General features: G+C 71.4%; 15 protein-coding genes. 7 read left to right on the top strand and 8 right to left on the bottom strand.

The genetic code is table 11. The annotated features are described in order from the left end of the window. Window positions 1-6: 6 nt before the first annotated feature. Together HALOF300_RS04160 and HALOF300_RS04155 are read left to right on the top strand one after the other, a co-directional pair. Window positions 7-681: a DUF624 domain-containing protein gene (locus HALOF300_RS04160; RefSeq protein WP_197522295.1), complete on the top strand. Its 675-nt coding sequence runs from the start codon at window positions 7-9 to the stop codon at window positions 679-681. Next, window positions 678-1,496, top strand: coding sequence for an IclR family transcriptional regulator (locus HALOF300_RS04155; RefSeq protein ID WP_156739564.1), 819 nt, complete (start codon window positions 678-680; stop codon window positions 1,494-1,496). Before HALOF300_RS04160 ends, HALOF300_RS04155 begins: the two co-directional genes overlap by 4 nt. Here HALOF300_RS04155 and HALOF300_RS04150 read toward each other — a convergent pair. Both HALOF300_RS04150 and HALOF300_RS04145 read right to left on the bottom strand, forming a co-directional pair. Beyond that, on the bottom strand, window positions 1,430-2,470 hold the full coding sequence (locus HALOF300_RS04150; RefSeq protein ID WP_156739562.1) for an acetylxylan esterase: 1,041 nt from the start codon (window positions 2,468-2,470) through the stop codon (window positions 1,430-1,432). The two genes, HALOF300_RS04155 and HALOF300_RS04150, sit on opposite strands and share 67 nt — an antisense overlap. A 41-nt stretch (window positions 2,471-2,511) precedes the next feature. Continuing rightward, on the bottom strand, window positions 2,512-3,879 hold the full coding sequence (locus HALOF300_RS04145) for an SGNH/GDSL hydrolase family protein (protein WP_156739560.1): 1,368 nt from the start codon (window positions 3,877-3,879) through the stop codon (window positions 2,512-2,514). A gap of 179 nt (window positions 3,880-4,058) precedes the next feature. Between HALOF300_RS04145 and HALOF300_RS04140 the strand changes: the two genes are divergently transcribed. Further along, the gene (locus tag HALOF300_RS04140; RefSeq protein WP_156739558.1) at window positions 4,059-6,020 is read left to right on the top strand and encodes a right-handed parallel beta-helix repeat-containing protein; all 1,962 of its coding nucleotides are present in this window, start codon (window positions 4,059-4,061) and stop codon (window positions 6,018-6,020) included. Window positions 6,021-6,103: 83 nt separating this feature from the next. Here HALOF300_RS04140 and HALOF300_RS04135 read toward each other — a convergent pair whose 3' ends face one another. Next, window positions 6,104-6,544 carry a DUF1772 domain-containing protein gene (locus HALOF300_RS04135; RefSeq protein WP_156739556.1) on the bottom strand — a complete coding sequence of 147 codons (441 nt, stop codon included), beginning with the start codon at window positions 6,542-6,544 and terminating at the stop codon, window positions 6,104-6,106. A gap of 80 nt (window positions 6,545-6,624) precedes the next feature. Between HALOF300_RS04135 and HALOF300_RS04130 the strand changes: the two genes are divergently transcribed. After that, complete coding sequence (locus HALOF300_RS04130; protein ID WP_156739554.1) at window positions 6,625-7,221, top strand: TetR/AcrR family transcriptional regulator; 597 nt, start codon at window positions 6,625-6,627, stop codon at window positions 7,219-7,221. Window positions 7,222-7,360: 139 nt separating this feature from the next. Here the strand turns inward: HALOF300_RS04130 and HALOF300_RS04125 are convergent, their stop codons facing one another. The 5 genes from HALOF300_RS04125 to HALOF300_RS04105 are packed head-to-tail and all read right to left on the bottom strand — an operon-like array spanning window position 7,361 to window position 12,698. Then, on the bottom strand, window positions 7,361-8,188 hold the full coding sequence (locus HALOF300_RS04125; protein WP_156739552.1) for a carbohydrate ABC transporter permease: 828 nt from the start codon (window positions 8,186-8,188) through the stop codon (window positions 7,361-7,363). Further along, window positions 8,185-9,126 carry a carbohydrate ABC transporter permease gene (locus tag HALOF300_RS04120; protein WP_231955004.1) on the bottom strand — a complete coding sequence of 314 codons (942 nt, stop codon included), beginning with the start codon at window positions 9,124-9,126 and terminating at the stop codon, window positions 8,185-8,187. Before HALOF300_RS04120 ends, HALOF300_RS04125 begins: the two co-directional genes overlap by 4 nt. Beyond that, a complete protein-coding gene (locus tag HALOF300_RS04115) occupies window positions 9,123-10,460 on the bottom strand; it encodes an ABC transporter substrate-binding protein (protein WP_156739549.1) in 1,338 nt (445 codons plus the stop codon). The genes HALOF300_RS04120 and HALOF300_RS04115 overlap by 4 nt, the downstream gene beginning before the upstream one ends. 49 nt (window positions 10,461-10,509) lie before the next feature. Further along, the gene (locus HALOF300_RS04110; protein WP_156739547.1) at window positions 10,510-11,868 is read right to left on the bottom strand and encodes an FAD-dependent oxidoreductase; all 1,359 of its coding nucleotides are present in this window, start codon (window positions 11,866-11,868) and stop codon (window positions 10,510-10,512) included. After that, the gene (locus HALOF300_RS04105) at window positions 11,865-12,698 is read right to left on the bottom strand and encodes an IclR family transcriptional regulator (protein WP_156739545.1); all 834 of its coding nucleotides are present in this window, start codon (window positions 12,696-12,698) and stop codon (window positions 11,865-11,867) included. The genes HALOF300_RS04110 and HALOF300_RS04105 overlap by 4 nt, the downstream gene beginning before the upstream one ends. 153 nt (window positions 12,699-12,851) lie before the next feature. Here HALOF300_RS04105 and HALOF300_RS04100 point away from each other — a divergent pair, with 153 nt between their 5' ends. The 3 genes from HALOF300_RS04100 to HALOF300_RS04090 all read left to right on the top strand — a co-directional run bounded on the left by HALOF300_RS04100 (window position 12,852) and on the right by HALOF300_RS04090 (window position 16,601). Further along, on the top strand, window positions 12,852-14,816 hold the full coding sequence (locus HALOF300_RS04100; RefSeq protein WP_156739543.1) for a hypothetical protein: 1,965 nt from the start codon (window positions 12,852-12,854) through the stop codon (window positions 14,814-14,816). Between the two features lie 71 nt (window positions 14,817-14,887). Further along, entirely contained in the window at window positions 14,888-15,724 is an 837-nt protein-coding gene (locus HALOF300_RS04095) for an alkaline phosphatase family protein (RefSeq protein WP_156739541.1), read from the top strand. A 19-nt stretch (window positions 15,725-15,743) separates the two neighbouring features. Continuing rightward, window positions 15,744-16,601 (top strand): EamA family transporter, encoded by an 858-nt coding sequence (locus HALOF300_RS04090; protein WP_156739539.1) that lies wholly within the window; start codon window positions 15,744-15,746, stop codon window positions 16,599-16,601. The last annotated feature ends 45 nt before the right edge of the window (window positions 16,602-16,646 follow it).

Here is a 16,646-nt window from a genome sequence, read left to right as displayed (position 1 = left end):
AGTGCGGTGACCACACGTCGGCGCCGCGGCTGGGAGCAGCGCCTCCTCGCAGCCATGGCATACCCAGCCAACCTCGCCCTCGGCGGGGTGGCCGCGTTCCTGCTGGCCCTGCCGCTGGTCACCGCGGTGCCTGCGGTCATCGCGCTCGGTCGCGCCTACGGGACCTGGCTGCGCGAGGGCGACGACGCAGTGTTCACCGGCACGTTCACCGAGTTCGCCCGCACCTGGCGCCGCACCCTGCCGCTGGGCGTCGTCGGGGCGGTGGCCGCCGCCGTGCTCATCGTGAACGCGCAGTTCCTGCTCGCCCGGCTCCAGGCCGGCCCCGACCCGTTCGCACTCGTCCTGGTGCCGGCGACCGTGGTGGTGGGCTCCGCAATCCTGCTCCTGCTGCTCGGACTGCCGGTGGCGGCGGCCCGGTCCCGTGACGCAGGGCCGAAACGGTGGCTGGTCGAAGCCGGGTACCTGGTCGCCCGCCGGCCGGTGCGGGCCCTGGCGTTGCTGCTGATCGTGGCTGCGTTCGCCTTCACGTGCGGGCTACTGCCCACCATCGTGCCCTTCCTGGGCCTGTCCGTGCCGGTCTACCTGGCGCACGTCTCCCTCGGACACGGGGACCGGACCGGCGTGACCGACGGCGCTGGCACGCCTGACGCCCCCGACGGCGAGGCGAGGCGACCGCGATGACGCTCACCGCCGTCGGGCACGACCCTGCGAGCGCCTCGGCGCTCGTGAAGGGTCTGCGCGTGCTCGAGGCGGTCGGCACGAACCATCGGGTCACGGACATCGCGGCCTCGACCGGGCTCAGCTATGGGACGGTGCACCGCATCCTGAGCGAGCTCGTCGCCGGCGGGTGGGTGGTCCGGGATGCGCAGCGGCACTACCACCCCGGCCCACGCCAGGACGGCATGGTCAACCTCCGTGGCCGGACCGGGCTGACCGGGCTGACCGGGCCGGCCGGGCTGACCGAGGCCACGGCGCCAGCGTTCGACCTGGCGCCGGTGCTGATGCGACTGCGCGACACCACCGGGCTCACCGTGCACCTGGCCACCCTGACCGACGCGGACCTGGTCTACGCGGCCAAGGTGGAGGGGCCGGGCTCGTACCTGCTCGGCTCCCACGTGGGCCGCGAACTCCCGCTGCACGCCACGGCCATCGGCAAGGCGTACCTCGCCACCCTCGATCCCGAGCGGGCGATGCGCCTGCTCGCCGGGCGCACGGTGCGGCGCCTCACCGCGCACACGTTGATCTCACGGGCCCGGCTCCTGGTGGATCTCTCGCAGATCCGAGATCGGGGCTGGGCGTTCGACAACGGCGAGAACGAGGACGGCGTCCGTTGTGTGGGTGTCGCGCTCACCGATCCCGACGGCGTGGTGCGGGGTGGGCTGAGTGTCTCGGGTCCCGATGCGGCGCTGTCGCGTGAGCGGATCCCCGCTCACGCCCGGGCGGTGACGGCCGCCGGCGCCGAGATCGAGGCGGGGCTCGCCGGCTCGCCCACCTGATCGGCGCCTCGCCCGATCGTCGCGGCCAGCGCCTCGAGCTTGCCGGGCGTCCCGTACGCTCCGCCGCCCTCGTGCCCGTTGTAGTGGTACACGGTGATCTCGGCCGGTCCGGCGTAGCGGTGGTAGGCCGCGTACACCGTCGACGGTGGGCAGACGTTGTCCATCAGCGCCACCGAGAACCAGGCCGGGCAGTGCGCTCGGGCGGCGAAGTTCACGCCATCGACGTAGGAGAGGGTGCGCATCGCCGTCTCGGCCGCGTCCCGGTGCCCGCTCAGCCAGCGCCGGATCTCCGCGTACGGGCCGTTGTCGGTGATGGTGGACGCCCGCCGGTAGTGACACATGAACGGCACGTCCACGAGCGCGGCGGACAGATCGTCGCGGAGTCCGGCCACCCCCAGCGCGAGCCCGCCGCCCTGGCTCCCGCCGAGCACGGCGACCCGGTCGCCGTCGACCCCCGGTGCGCCCTTGAGCGCGTCGACGGCCCGGACGGCGTCGGTGATCAGCCGCCGGTAGAAGTGCCGCTCGGGATCCTCGATGCCGCTGGTGAGGAAGCCCGGCGCGGCCGAGCCGTGGCCCTGCGGGTGGACGTCCGGGGTATGCGCGACGGTCTTGCCGCCGCCGCCCTGCCCGCGGTTGTCCATGACCAGGTGCGCGTAGCCGGCGGCGCTCCAGGTGAGCCACTCGTACGGGATGCCGCGCCCGCCGTTGTACCCGATGTACTGCACCACCCCGGGCAGCGGCCCGGTGCGATGCCGGGGCAGCAGCAGCCAGCCCTTGATCGGCTGGCCCGCGTACCCGGGAAACGTCACGTCGAAGACGTCCACGGTGCTCAGTCCGACGTCGATACGCTCGTAGCTGGCCGCGCCGGGCGGGGAGTCGGCGAGCGTGCGCTGCCAGAACGCGTCGAAGTCCGCGGGTTCCTCCGGCTGCGGGTGGTAGGCGTTCAGTCGGTCCAATGGCATGTCGACGTACATGGGGCAGGTGCCTCCTCGGGTTCGGTCCGCCGGCGGTCGGGTCAGCGCAGCTCGCGCAGCGGCACCGCGTCGGCGAGTGCCTGAGCGCCGGCGTCGTTGGGGTGCAGCCCGTCGCCGCTGTCGAACTCCGGCGCAAGCCGGGTGGGCCGGGCCGGGTCACGGACCGCCGCGTCGAAGTCGACCACCGCGTCGAAGATGCCACCGGCGATCAGGACGTCGTTCACCTGCTCGCGCACCTGCTCCAGTTCCGGGGTGTACCGCTGCCAGCCCTCGAACGGCGTGACGGTCGCGCCGAGGACGCGCAGTCCCTGGTCACGGGCCCGGCGCACGATCTGGTCGAGCCCGGCGAGGATCACCCCGGGATCGAGCTCGCTCGGTGGCTGCTGGATGTCGTTGATACCGAGGTGCACCAGAAGGGTGGCCAGGCAGGGCAGTCCGAACACGTCCCGGTCCAGGCGCGCCTGGCCGCTGGCGCCGAACCGTGCGTCGTCGAGCAGCACCCGGTTGCCGCTGATGCCGAGGTTCGCGATCGCAGGCGTGCGGCGCCGGTCCCCCGCGCGGCCGGCGCCGGCCCGCGCGGCGAGCAGGTCCGGCCAGCGGGAGTTCGTGTCCGTCGTGGTGCCGACCCCCTCGGCGATCGAGTCGCCGAGGATCGCCACGGCGGCACGGCCCCGCACGGGCACGTCGAGCCCGGCCACCAGGTAGGACGAGGTGCCGGTCGGGCTGAACCGGGCCCCGGCATCGGCCACCTGTATCCCGGGCGCCGCGTAGCCGGTCGCGTGCACATTGCGGTGGAAGCTGACCGGTCCGGTGGGCCCGGGCAGATACACGCTGACCACCACGTCGGAGTTGTCATCGGCCTGCCACGGGCGGGGACCGCTCCCTGTGCTCCGGACCACCGGATCGCTGACGAGTGTCGCACCGGCCGCGAGCCGGCCGGTCGGTTCCCCGCCGAAGGTGACGGACGCCGTCGTCGCGGTATCGACGTCGGCACCGCCGGAGCCGACGGCGACCGACACCGGACCGATCCGCACCGGCTCGGTCCCGAACGGATTGCCGAACCTGAGCCGGACCTGGCCGCCGGCGCTGACCCGTAGCACCTGTCGCAGCGTGGTGTCAGTGAACCCGGCGTAGGCGACGGCGTCGGCCTCGGTGGGTGCGACCGGCGCAGTCGCCCAGCTCGTGGCCCAACGAGTGGTGTCGGAGCCGGCCGCGGCGTCGAGGGCCTCTGGCCCGGTGGACGGATCGGCCGCTGCATCCGCCGGGCGCGCGGTCACGCCGACCACGGCGCCGGCCAGGGCGGTCGAGGCGAGCGCGCCGACCCCGCCGAGCAGGGCCCGCCTGCTCGGCGCCCACGGGTGGGATCCGATCGGGACCGGTCCGGAACCGGGGTTCGTTCGCTCGTCCATCGCGTCTCCCATCGCCGTTGACACCTGGGCCGCGGGGATCCGCGCCGGCACCTCCCACGGGACGCTACGACCGGGTTCGGGTGTGGCCAAGACGTTTCCACCCGGCGGAAATCTGCGACTTTTCCGTCAGCGGGGAAACCGTTGACACCGGTGTCCGGTGCGGGATTGCGTCGTGCACCATGGACACCACCCGAATGGCCCGACGACGTCGTCCGGCACTGATCCGCGCACTCGCGACCGCGCTGGCCGCGACCCTGGCCGGCACCCTCGCCGCCGCGCTCCCGGCAGCGGCTGCGGAAGGCCCCGCCCACCACGAGGTCATCGCCGTGGCCGCCTCCGGGAGCGACGGCAACCTCCCCGAGAACGCCGTGGACGGCGACCCGACCACCCGCTGGTCCGCGCAGACCATCGACGGTGCTGAGGCGCAGTGGCTCACCCTCGACCTCGGGGAGGTGTCCCAGGTCGGTTACCTGGGTATCGCCTGGCACCAGGGGGACCAGCGGCAGTCCTACTTCGACCTCGAGGCATCCGCCGACGGTGAGACCTGGGCACCCGTGGTGACCGGTGGCGCGAGCTCGGGCGCCTCACTGAACTTCGAGCCGGTGCAGCTGGGGGTGCCGCCGGAAACGGGGCTGGCTGCCCGGTACCTGCGTTACGTCGGGTACGGCAACGCGGTGAGCGGCTGGAACAGCGTGACCGAGATCCGGGCGTATCTGCCGAACCCGGACGGCGCCGTGGTCGACGACCTCTCCGACCTGCTGCCCGGCCCGGACCCGGATGCGGTCCCCTGGACCGAGCCTGGTCTGGTGGAACCGGACGGCACGGCGCACGTGATCACGGAGCCCGCGCCGGCGGCCGGCGCCACGCTCGACGTGCGCGACTACGGAGCGGACCCGGCCCCCGACACCGGTGATGACGCCGTCGGCCTCCGTGCCGCGATCGCGGCTGCGGACGCAGGGGACCGGGTGCTCCTGCCGCCGGGGACCTATGACCTGATCAGCACCGACCCCGCTGACCCGACCACGCATGTGGTGCTGCGCTCCGGGGTGCACCTGATCGGCTCCGGCGCGGATGTCACCATCCTGCGCTCGGCGCTGACCGAGGAGACCTCCGCCGGCAAGGTGCTGCGCGGCTACGGCGTCCACGACGTGGTGATCGCGGACCTGACGGTCACCTCCACGTTCGACGGACCGTTCAGCGACGACCCGAACGACAACACCATCGGCGGCGGACCCACCTATGGGATCTACCTCGCCCACCAGGGACCCAACGGCAGCGAACGGGTGCTCGTCGAGAACGTCACCGTGGAGCGGTTCCAGCGGATCGCGATCCGGATCGAGCGGAGCCGGGACGTGATCGTGCGGGGCAGCCACTTCGCGAACGCGACCTCCGTGGGCGGTGGCGGTGCGGGCTACGGGATCGCGATCCAGGGTGCTCCGGGCGAGGACCGGTACGCCTACGACGACGACTCCCGGTACAGCCTGATCACCGGCAACACCTTCGACGGCACCTATCTGCGGCACGCGATCCTGCTGCAGTACTACACGCACAACAACCTGATCACCGGCAACACGATCACCGGTGGCGTGCTCGACGCGATCGACCTGCACGGTGAGGACGAGTACCAGAACGAGATCAGTTGGAACGCGGTCACCGGTGGGCGGGCCGCGGGGATCGCCCTCGGCAACACCGGTGGCGGCGCCACCCAGCACGACGCTTCCGGGCCGGGCAACTGGGTGCACCACAACACCCTGCGGGGCAACCGGGAGGCGGTGATCGTGATGCTCGGCTCGCCCGCGACCCTGATCGAGCACAACGTCATCGTCGCCGGGCAGTTCGCGCCGGCACGCTCCGGCATCGAACTGCGCAACGCACCGGGGACCGTGGTCCGGGCGAACGTCGTCACCGGGAACCGGGCCGAAGGATTCTGGGGGATCCGGCTCGTCACCGACCCGGGCGATGACGGTCACGCAGCCGGTGACCCGACCGACGTGCTGATCGAGGCCAATGTCGTGACCGGGAACGCGAACGGCGTGCGCATCGACGCAGGCACCGGGATCGAGCTGCGGGCCAACGTGATCGCCGGCAACCGTGGCGAGGACCTGCTCATCGCCGACGGCGCGGAGGTGATCGGCGGCTGAGTGTCGCGGCGGGTGGTCGGCGAGACCGGCCCGGTCACCCGACCTGGGTGGTCGGTGGGACCGGCCGGACCGACCACCCGCCGTCAGGCGGCGACCGCGACGGTCAGCAGCGTGAACGCGGCGACGATGATGGCGACGCGCACGTAGTGCAGGGCGTCCCAGCGCCCTACGTGTTCGCGCCAGTCTGCCGGCGCCGTCTCGGGCGTCCAGTTCTTCGACCGGTTGTTGATGGGTACCAGCAGGGTGATCGAGATGATCACACTCAGCGTCAGCAGGGCCACGGCGATCCAGGCCGCGATGGCTGCCTCGGGAAGCAGCAGAGCCGTCGCGGCGGTGAGCAGGAGTGAACCGAAGTACCAGAACGGCATCAGCCGTCCGAGCATCCGACCACCGTCGGCGCGCGCGAGCAGCCCGGCGTTCTCCGGCAGCCGGTCGACTATCGGATTGATGACGAACGCCACCGATGCCTCGACCCCGACCATCAGTCCCGTGACCACCACTGCGACGACTGGCAACCAGTCCATGTCCATCTCCTCCGTACGCATGAAATCTAGCAGTGCTAGAAAACGTAGCAGAAGAAATCTAGCGGCGCTAGCATGGAGTCATGACCACACCGGCAGCAGCTCACAAGGCACGTCGGCTCGCGGAGCGGGAGGCTCGGATCGTCGCCGCGGCCCGTGCGCTCGCCGAGGATCAGGGCTGGGAGGCCGTGACGACGCGTCGGCTCTCGGACGCGATCGGGTACAGCCAACCCGTGCTCTACTCCCACTTTCCCGAGGGGATGTCCCAGATCGTCACCGCGGTGGCGCTGGACGGCATGGTCGAGCTCGCGGCTGCGATGACCTCGGCGACCGAACCCGGTGCCGGCCGGGCCCGGGCCGGCGCAGAGCGTGTCCGCGCGCTCGTCACGTCCTACCTCGACTTCGCCGAGCGGTATCCGGCGACGTACGAGGCGATGTTCCGCCTGCCGATCGGCGTGCCGTTCGCGTCCGCGCAGACACCCCTCCCGTTGCGCGAGGCGTTCGAGGCGATCGTCACCGCCCTCCGTGGCCTCGACCGGCCGCCGGCCGACCTGGAGACGGCCGCCGAGGTGCTCTGGGGTGCCGTGCACGGCGTGGCCACCCTCCAACGGGCCGCGCGCTTCTCGCCCGGGAACCAGGGGCGACGCGTCGACGAGCTCGTTCGCCACTTCGCGAACTAACGCTCGCGGACCGCCCGGAGGTGCGTTTTGCAGTGAGGAAGTACCTCGTGCCTGAGGCAGTCGACTGTCGTGCTCTGTCTCAGGCGGGAGGTACTTCCTCGCCGGGACCGGCGCCGGGTCCAGGATGCGACGTCACGCCTCAGCCCTTGATCCCGCTCGCGAACCCGATGATGAAGTACTTCTGCAGGAAGAAGTAGACGATCAGCAGCGGGATGATCGCGATCGCCATGCCGGCGAACAGGACTCCCCAGTCCGTGGCGAACTCGCCGCGGAAGGCGTAGATCGCCACCGGCAGGGTCTGCTGGCTGCTGCCGCCCACGTACAGCAGCGGGGTGAGGAAGTCGTTCCAGGTGGTGATCCCGGTGAGGATCACCACGGTGCCGGTGATCGGACGCAGCAGCGGGAACACGATCTTGCGGAACATCGTGACCGGACCGGCGCCGTCGACCCGCGCGGCCTCCTCGTACTCGCGGGGTAGGGCCCTGATGAACCCCGCATACAGGAAGATCGTGAACGGAAGCTGGTGCCCGGCCTCGAACAGGATCAGGGCGGTCCAGGTGCCGAGCAGGTTCGCCGAGTTCATGAACTGGTACAGCGGCACCATGCCCAGCTGCAGCGGGATCATCAGCCCGACCAGGAACACCAGGTACGCCACGGTGCTGAGCCGGCTCAGCCGCCGGGCCAGCGTGTAGGCGGCCATGGAGCCGAAGCCGACCAGGATGAGCACGCTGAGGGCGACCACGACGATCGAGTTGAGGTACGCCTCGCCCAGGTCGCCCCGGTCCCAAGCGGTGGCGAAGTTGTCCAGGTTCAGCGTGGTCGGCAGCCCGAGCGGGTTCGACGCGACCTCGGCCTGCGTCTTCATCGAGACGGTGAAGAACACGTAGAACGGGAAGATGAACGCACACGCCACGAGCAGCATGAGCGCCTCGCGGCCCAGCCGCGCCGCCCCGAACCGCCGGCTCATCGGTCCACGTCGAATCGTCGTAGGGCGCCGAGCTGGACCATGGTGAAGGCGAACACGATCATCGTCAGCACCAGGGCGATCGCGGTGGAGTAGCCGAACCGGCCGGACACGAAGGCCTCCTTGTACATGATCACGGACAGCGTCTCGGTGGCGTAGCCGGGCCCGCCGCCGGTCATGGCGAACACCTGGTCGAACAGCTTCAGGCTGCTGATCAGGGTCAGCGACATCGCGACCGTGGTCGCAGGGATGAGCAGTGGCACCGTGACCAGGCGGGTGCGCTGCCACCATGACGCCCCGTCCAGCGCGGCGGACTCGTTGAGCTCGGTGGGGATCCCCTGCAGCCCGGCCAGGTAGATCACCATGGTCAGCCCGGCGCTCTGCCAGATCACCACGCCGATCACGGTCCACAGCGCCAGCGAGGAGTCGCCGAGCCAGTTCTGCGCGAGGAGGTCCAGCCCGAGCCCGCGCAGGACCGTGTTCAGGGGCCCCTGTGGGGTGAGGATGAACGTCCAAAGGAACGCGATGATCACCGGCGGCAGCAGGGCGGGTGCGAAGAACAGCGTGCGGAGCACGTTCCTGGTCACCAGCGACGTGTGCAGCGCCAGGGCCAACGCGAGCCCGACGAGCGTCTGCACCACGGTGACCGACACGGCGATGATCAGCGAGTTCCGCAGCGCCGACCGGGCCGCCACGTCGGAGAAGATCTCCCCGAAGTTCGCCCATCCGACGAAGTTCGTGCCGTCCGCCCGCCCGGTCCAGTCGGTGAACGCGTACACCGCCCCGGACAGGGTCGGATAGAGCACCACCATGGCGTAGAGGACGAACGCGGGCAGCAGCAGCGCGTACGGCACGCCGCCCGGAGTCAGGCGCCCGCTCCTGCCCGACGGCGTCGGTCCGGTCGTGCGCGGTGACGTCGCCGTGGTCACGGCTGAGGTCACGGCGTGCCCTTCGCGTACTCGGCGTCCATCTGGGTGAGCAGGTCGGCGATGGTGATCTCGTCGGCGTAGAGCTGCTGCCCGGACTGCAGCATGGTCTGCTGCACGTCACCGTTGGGCCACAGGTAGTTCGCGTAGGAGACGGTCCGGCCGGCGTCGACGAGCGGCAGCACCGGCTCGAGCGCCGGGTTGTCGACCTGGGCACCGACGTCCAGGCCGGGCAGCACCGCGAGCGCGCTCGCGTAGGTCTCCACGTTCGCGGGCTCGGCGAGGAACTCCAGGAGGGCGCGAGCGCCGTCGGGGTTGGCGGCCGCCGCGTTGACGGCCAGGAAGTCCGGCGCGGTCGGCATCAGGGTTGCATCGGCGTCGTCGCCGGCGGGCATCGCGAGGATGGAGAATGCCTCGGCGCCGGTCTCGGAGTACTCGTACAGGGCCGGCAGGCCCGAGTTGCTCAGCACGGTCATGCCGGCGGCACCGGTGGCCAGGTCCTGCATGGCCTGGTCCGGCGAGACGCCCAGTGCGCCATCGGTGAAGTAGCCCTTGTCACGCAGCTCGAGGTACTTCGTGAACACCTCGGTCCAGCCGGGCTCGTCGGTGAAGCTGGTCTCCCCGGCGCGCATCTGCGCGTCGAGGTCGGGGTTCGGCCCGTACAGCAGGGTGCCGGCCAGGATGTACACGTAGAACTGCAGGTAGATCGCCCCGCCGGACAACCCGTGCGAGATCGCGGTTCGGCCGGAGTCGGTCAGGGCCTGGCACACCTCGAGCAGTTCGGTCCAGGTGGTCGGCGGCTCGAGGCCGAGCTCGTCGAAGACCGCGAGGTTGTAGGCCATCACGAGCGAGTTGCGCGCGACCGGGAACGCGAACGTCTTGCCGTCCACGTCGGACAGGGCCCGGGTGCCGTCGTCGATGCTGGCGGCCCAGGCGGCGTCGGAGAGGTCGAGCAGGTCCCCGCCGCTGCCGAGCACGCCGGCGGCCACGTTGGAGGAGTACCCGGGGGAGACCCGGAAGATGTCCGCCGCGGTGCCGGACGAGAGCTGCACGGCCAGCTGCTGGTTCATGTCCGGCACGGCCACGGACGTGATGTCGAGCTCGACTCCGCTGTCGGCGGTGAACGGCTCCACGAGCGGCTCGATGCCGGTGTTCTGCTCGGTGGACAGGTACGCCGTGACGGTGCCACCGCCGTCCCCGGACCCGGACTCGTCACCCGACCCGCCGCCGTCGTCGTCGTTCACGAAGCCGCCGCACGCGGCGAGTGTGAGGGCGCCGAACCCGGCGCCCCCGAGGAGCAGGGCGCGGCGGGACGGGGTGAAGCGCGATTGCGAGGTGATGGGGGACATGATGGGCCTCTCCTTCGAGGGTCGGGCGTGGGGGGCGGGGGTTGTCGGGTCAGGCGTTGCGTTGATGACCGGTCGCGGCCGGTTCGGACGGGTGGTGCGTCGAGCGCGTCGGGTCCGGCTCGGGCTCGGTACGGGGTGCGTCGGGGTCGCCGGGCACGATGGCGCCGTGGGTGCGCAGCGCCGCGCGGACGTCCTCGATGGGCACGTCCGCCGCGGCTGATCCGGTGCGCGCCGCGAGCGCGGTGATGGCGCCGGCGGCCTGACCCATCGCCATGCAGGAGGCCTGCACCCGGTAGGCGGAGTTGGCTTCCTGATCGCCGGCGATGGCCCGGCCGGCGACGACCAGGTTCGTGCTGCCGCGCGGGATCATCGCGCCCCGGGGGATCGTCGGGAAGGTGCCGAACGTCAACGGCCGGATGTCGATACCGTCTCCGTCGTGAGAGTGCACGTCGATCGGGTAGAAGCTGAAGCTCACCGCGTCGTCCCAGACCCGGCCGCTCGTGTAGTCGACCGCGGTGACCCGGGTCAGCCCGTCGATCGTGTACGTCTCACGGACCCCGGTCTCGATCGCCCACCGGTCCACGGTGAGGCCCTCGAGCCCGGGCAGCGCCCGAAGGAAGTTGTGGACGCGCATCAAGGTGCGGCGCCCGGCGAGCTCGGCGGCCGTCTTCGCGGCGGACGTACCACCCTCGATCCCGGGCACGTGGATCGCGTTCTCGCCGTGGTTGCGCAGGAACTTGCGCATCGGCTTCGTGAAGAGCTGGAGATCGCCGGGCACCAGTTCGCCGGCGGCCACCGCACGCTCGTAGGCCGCGTCCAACACCTCGTAGTCGAGGGTGGCCGGGTCGTAGCCGCCGAAGCGCACCATGATGGTGCCCGGCTGCCGGTCGGCGTTCGCGTGCCGGGCCAGGCCGGCGTGGGCGACCACGTCCGCGTCACCGGTCGCGTCCACGAGCATGGTGGTGCTGAGGTCGATCAGCCCTTCCTTGGTGCACAGGGTCACGTCCCAGCCGGCCGAGCTCGGGCGCACCGCGGCGACCATGGTGTGCAGCAGCAGTTCCGCGCCGGAGGCCACTACGGTCTCGTCGATCACCGACGCGTAGATCGCCGGGCTGACCGGGACCTGGAGCTTGTAGTGGGGCAGCTGCCACTGGGTGAAGTCCGGGAGGTCGCGCCCGGTGAGCTCGACGGAGCGGCGCACCATGTCCCAGCCGATTCCCGCGATGATCTGCCGGCCCCACGCGTGGAACAGCCCCGGCAGCGCCACGCCGGCCACCGTGGTGGTGCCGCCGAGCGCGCCGTTCTTCTCGACCAGCAGGGTGCGGGCACCCAGGCGCGCGGCCTGGATCGCGGCGGGGCAGCCCGCGGGCCCGCCTCCGACGACGACGACGTCGTAGTGCTCGGTCATGATGCCTGCTCCCCAGTAATCGGTGCGGCGCCCAGGAGCGCCGAGAGTGCGGTCGCGGACTCGACGACGGCGGTGCGCAGCGCCTCTGCGTGCAGCGGCGAGTGCCGTACGGAGGGGTAGCCGACGCACAGGGCGGCGACCGTGCGCCCGGTGTGGTCACGGACCGGTGCAGCGACGCCGCACACGCCCGGTTCCTCCTCCTCGTAGTTGGTCGCATACCCCTGGGCCAGCACCTGCTCGACGAGCTCGTCCAGCTCCGCGGGTGTCCGGTCCACGGCCGCCCGCCACGGAGCCCCGTCGAGCATCGCCGCCCGCCTCGGGGCGCTCTGCCCGGCGAACAGGATCTTCCCGGCGGCGGTGCGGAACGGGGGGACGGCGTTGTCGTCGGTGAAGCGGGCGACGGTGGGGTTGATGTTCAGCAACTGCTGGCTGACCAGCACCGAGAGGTCGACGCGCCTGGCGTCCTTGAGCACGGACAGGTGCACGGTCTCGTCCGTGGCGAGCCACAGCTCCCGGAGCACCGGCGCGGCCACGGAGGCCAGGTCGGACTGCTCCACGTAGGACCGGTTCAGCTCGAAGAACGTCGGGCCGAGCAGGTAGCGCCGCTCCGGCTCGGACTGGCGTGCCAGGCCGTGGGTGACGAGGGCGCTGAGCAGGGTGCGTCCCGTCGAGGGACGGAGCCCGACGGCGGCCGTCAGGTCCTTGAGGGCGAGTCCGCCCGGTCCGGCGCCGGCCAGGGCGTGCAACAGCGCGACCGTGCGGTCGATGACCTGGATCGAGCTGCGTTGGGCGCCGGCGCCGGGCGCGGTCGCGGTGTCGTCGGTGGTCATCTCCGGACCTCCTCGTCGAAGTTGGTGCGTTCGACATTATCGAAGCATGTGCGACACTGTGGCGCATCCTGACGGTAGCGGCTACGTTTGAATCGTGTCAACGCCGATGCGCCGACGCATTTCCCATTCATGCCGTTCCCGGAAGGACAGTCGATGTCGACCTTTCCCCTCGCCCACCCGCCACGCCGTGCCGTGCTGCTCGGCGGCCTCGCCACGATCGGTGCGGCCGCAGGCTCGGCGCTAGCAGGGATCCCCTTCGCGTTGCCCGCCCACGGCGCACCGTCCTCGGTCGGACCGCTCGCGCCGGTGCCACCACTGGAGGCAGGCCGGCCCGACCGGAGTGCGTTCGAGCCCGCCGAACAGCGCTTCGCGACGTTCCTGGTCACGCTCGCGGACATCGCCAACGATGTCGACGACTCCGACACGCAGCTGCGCGGCTTCATCCGCGGGGGCTGGTGGCGCAGCCCGGCCGAGCCGTTCAACGCTCGCATCAGCGAGCTCGTCTACGTGCTCGCCTGGTTCGTCACCACCGAGCGGACCTGGAACCCCTACCGCGGGGATCCGGCGCTGCTGGCCCGCCTGGACGCGTCGCTGGACTACTACCTGCGGCTCCAGCACGACGACGGGTCCTGGCCCGAGTACGAACCGCAGGAACGCTCCCGGGCGGCCACGGCGTTCGCCCTCGGCTACCTGAGCAAGACGCTCGAGCACCTGCGGTCCGCGGACCTGCTCCCGCAGCGACGGGCCTCGATCACCGCGGCGCTGCATGCCGCGATGACCTGGTTCCTCGACCCGGCCAACACCGGCATCTGGCAGCCGGAACGGGTGGAGTTCGTGAACCAGCCGATGGCCGGGCTGGCCGGCTCGGCGAAGGCCCTCGCGCTCGACCCGGACCCGCGGCTCTCGGAACTGCTGAGCGATCGGGTCACCTACCTCGCCGACCACGGGCAGAGCCCCGCCGGATTCCTCTACGAGCCACGTGGGATGGACATCGCCTACAACCTCAACGTGACGCTCAGCGAGGTCATCGAGATCCATGAGGCTCTCGGGTATCCGGTGCTGCTGCCCCTGGTGCGCCGGCTCGCGGACTGGCTCGGCTACGCGAACGTGCCCGAGCCCGACGGCTCCGGACTGGTCTCGTTCGCGTCCGGTGCGGCCCGGACGCCGATGTACTTCCTGGACGACGCCACCACCGACTTCCAGCAGCGGGACCTTGGTTCGGTGCTCTCCGAGCGGGTGCCGGCGCTGCGGCCGTTCTACACCACGGCGCAGGACCGGGACCGGATCCGGGCCGACTGGGCGGCGGCGGACGAACCGGTGCCCGCACTCGTACCGGGAGCCGTCAACCCGCGGATCCCGGCGAACATCGGCTACGGCGAGCACTACCCGAGCCGGCGCGCCAAGGACCTCGCGCTCGCGCAGATGCCGCCGGTGCGGCGCCGCCGGTTCACCGAGCTGCGTACCGATCCCCAGGAGCAGTACTACCTGTTCGTACGCCGCCCGAGCCACTACGTGCAGGCGTTCTTCGGCACCCGCCCGAACGAGGTGGTCCGGGCCGGGTTCGGGCTGCTCTGGCACCCGCGGGGCGGCGTGTTCGTGCACGGCGGTCAGAGCTCGAACACCGAGTGCTGGGCGAGCGTGCTCCCGAACGGTGGCACCGATGGCGCCTCAAATCTCGCCCCGACGTTCTATGACGGCCCCGTCGCAGACGGTCACGTCGTCACCGACGTCTCCGACGTCGGGGACCTCGGCATCGCCTGGACCACCACCGGCGGCAACATCAGCGGCGCCGCCCTGCTCACCGACGACGGCCTGGTCCGCGAGATCACCGCCACGATGGACGCCGTCGAGCAGATCCCGCTCGTTCTGATGGCGTCGGACGACCTGCGCTGGTCGGACGGGACCCGCGCCGAGTACGGGACCGCAGCCACCGCCGTCGCCACGTCGGCCACCCTGACCCGCGGCGAGGTGAGCCTCGTGATCGACTGGGGCACCGCCGTCGAGGTGAGCCTCACCCCGACGCAGCGGACCTACTTCGCCGACGGCCGCCGTCGGGCCCACATGCTCCGAGTACCCCACGGCACCGCGGGGCGGATCGCATACACCTTCGCCGGCTGAGGTCGCCGGCCAGCGGTCCGGGGGGCGGACCCGCCTCACGGGCCGACGATCGGTTCTGGGACGCTGGCCGCATGACCGAAGACCATGTCCTCGTCGTGGGCATCGACGGCGTGCGCTACGACACCCTCGGAGAGGTCGCGACCCCGCATCTGGACGCGCTCGAAGCGGCCGGGTTCCTTCGGCCGCTGCGCGTCAACGACGCCGGGCCGACGATCTCCGGACCGGGGTGGTCGACCATCTTCACCGGTGTCCTCACCCCGGACCACGGCGTGGTCGACAACGACTTCAGCAGCAACCGCTACGCCGAACCCCCCGACGTCGTGAGCCTCGTGCACCGCCAGCGCCCCGACGTCGCCACGTGGGTCGGCGCCGGCTGGTCACCGCTGGTCACGAACGACTCCGGCGGCCCACTGTTCGCCGACGGCGGCTGGTCGCCGGCCAGCCCGCCCGCGCACACCTGCGAGGCGTGGCTCGCCGTCGACGCCGAGATGACCGGCCAGGCCGTCGCCCACCTCACGGCTCACGCCGCCGACGGCGGGTCTCTGGTGGTCGCGTACCTGGGCGCGCCCGACGAGGTCGCGCACCTGCGCGGGGTCGGACCGGAGTATCGCGATGCCATCGCCGCGGCCGACCTCCACCTGGGCCGCCTACTCGCCGCCTGCGCCGGCCGTGCCGGCGAGGACTGGACCGTCATCGTCGTCACCGACCACGGCCACGTCGACGACGGCGGCCATGGCGGCGACACCGAGGTCGAACGCACCGCCTGGATCGCGGCCTCCGGTCCCGGGCTGTCGACGGCGGGCCCGCGCCCTTTGGAGCACGCCGACGTCGCGGCCCACACGTTGGCGGTGCTCGGGGCCACGCCCACCTCGCCGGCATTCATCGGCCGGCCGTTCGGGACCCGGTGACGGCGCCGACGATGTTCTCATGACGAACAGCAGCACGGTCCTGCTGGTGGTGCTGGCGACCGCGGCCCTGCACGCGGTGTGGAACGCCGTCGCCAAGTCGATCGGCGACCGGTGGGTGGCGACCTTCCTCTTCGGCTCGGCGATCGCCGTCAGCGGCGTGGTCGGCGCGGTGGTCGCGACCGCGACACTCGGGCTCCCCGATCCGGCGAGCTGGCCGTTCCTGGTGTTCTCCGCGGTGCTGCAGTGCGTCTACATGGTGCTGCTGACCCGGGCGTACTCGCTCGGGCAGATGAGCCGGCTCTATCCGATCGCGCGCGGGACCTCCCCGGTCGTGGTGACGGCCGTCGCGGTGCTGTTCCTGCACGAGCGCCTGTCGACCGTGGCGTGGCTGGGCCTGGCACTGTTGGTGTTCGCCCTTGCCACGCTGGCGCTCTCGCGCGGGTTGCCGCGGCCTGGCACCGGCCTCGGGCTGGCGCTGCTCACCGGACTCGTCATCGCCGCCTACAGCCTGCTCGACGGCGTGGGCGTGCGGATGACGGCCGAGCCACTTCCCTACATCTGCTGGATGTTCGCGGTGCTAGGGCCGCTCCTCGCCGGCCTGTCGGCGTGGCAGATGGGGCCGGGCCGGCGCGAGCGGCTCCGCGGCAACGTGCGGATGGGTCTGTTCGGCGGTCTGATGTCGGTGACCTCCTACGGCATCGTGGTCTGGGCACAGGCGTACGCCCCGCTCGCCCTGGTCTCGGCCGTCCGCGAGACCAGCGTGGTCTGGGGTGTGCTCATTGCGCGGTTCATGCTGGGTGAACATCTCTGGAGGCGGGAGGTCGTCGCGATCGTATGCGCAGCCGCCGGGGCGGTCCTGCTCCAGCTCGGCGGCTGACTGGCCGTCCGCAGCGTAGTGCGAACGGGTCTCATTACCGACTAG

Source organism: Occultella aeris (assembly GCF_902703175.1).
Lineage (GTDB): Bacteria > Actinomycetota > Actinomycetes > Actinomycetales > Beutenbergiaceae > Occultella > Occultella aeris.
The sequence above is the reverse complement of the archived record's forward strand: the minus strand, read 5'-3'. Positions and strand labels throughout refer to the sequence as shown.

Excerpts from the sequence above, each read along its gene's own strand:
- HALOF300_RS04155 (WP_156739564.1), top strand. The coding sequence starts at position 678 with ATGACGCTCACCGCCGTCGGGCACGACCCTGCGAGCGCCTCGGCGCTC.
- HALOF300_RS04150 (WP_156739562.1), bottom strand. The coding sequence starts at position 2,470 with ATGTACGTCGACATGCCATTGGACCGACTGAACGCCTACCACCCGCAG.
- HALOF300_RS04145 (WP_156739560.1), bottom strand. The coding sequence starts at position 3,879 with ATGGACGAGCGAACGAACCCCGGTTCCGGACCGGTCCCGATCGGATCC.
- HALOF300_RS04140 (WP_156739558.1), top strand. The coding sequence starts at position 4,059 with ATGGACACCACCCGAATGGCCCGACGACGTCGTCCGGCACTGATCCGC.
- HALOF300_RS04135 (WP_156739556.1), bottom strand. The coding sequence starts at position 6,544 with ATGGACTGGTTGCCAGTCGTCGCAGTGGTGGTCACGGGACTGATGGTC.
- HALOF300_RS04130 (WP_156739554.1), top strand. The coding sequence starts at position 6,625 with ATGACCACACCGGCAGCAGCTCACAAGGCACGTCGGCTCGCGGAGCGG.
- HALOF300_RS04125 (WP_156739552.1), bottom strand. The coding sequence starts at position 8,188 with ATGAGCCGGCGGTTCGGGGCGGCGCGGCTGGGCCGCGAGGCGCTCATG.
- HALOF300_RS04115 (WP_156739549.1), bottom strand. The coding sequence starts at position 10,460 with ATGTCCCCCATCACCTCGCAATCGCGCTTCACCCCGTCCCGCCGCGCC.
- HALOF300_RS04110 (WP_156739547.1), bottom strand. The coding sequence starts at position 11,868 with ATGACCGAGCACTACGACGTCGTCGTCGTCGGAGGCGGGCCCGCGGGC.
- HALOF300_RS04105 (WP_156739545.1), bottom strand. The coding sequence starts at position 12,698 with ATGACCACCGACGACACCGCGACCGCGCCCGGCGCCGGCGCCCAACGC.
- HALOF300_RS04100 (WP_156739543.1), top strand. The coding sequence starts at position 12,852 with ATGTCGACCTTTCCCCTCGCCCACCCGCCACGCCGTGCCGTGCTGCTC.
- HALOF300_RS04095 (WP_156739541.1), top strand. The coding sequence starts at position 14,888 with ATGACCGAAGACCATGTCCTCGTCGTGGGCATCGACGGCGTGCGCTAC.
- HALOF300_RS04090 (WP_156739539.1), top strand. The coding sequence starts at position 15,744 with ATGACGAACAGCAGCACGGTCCTGCTGGTGGTGCTGGCGACCGCGGCC.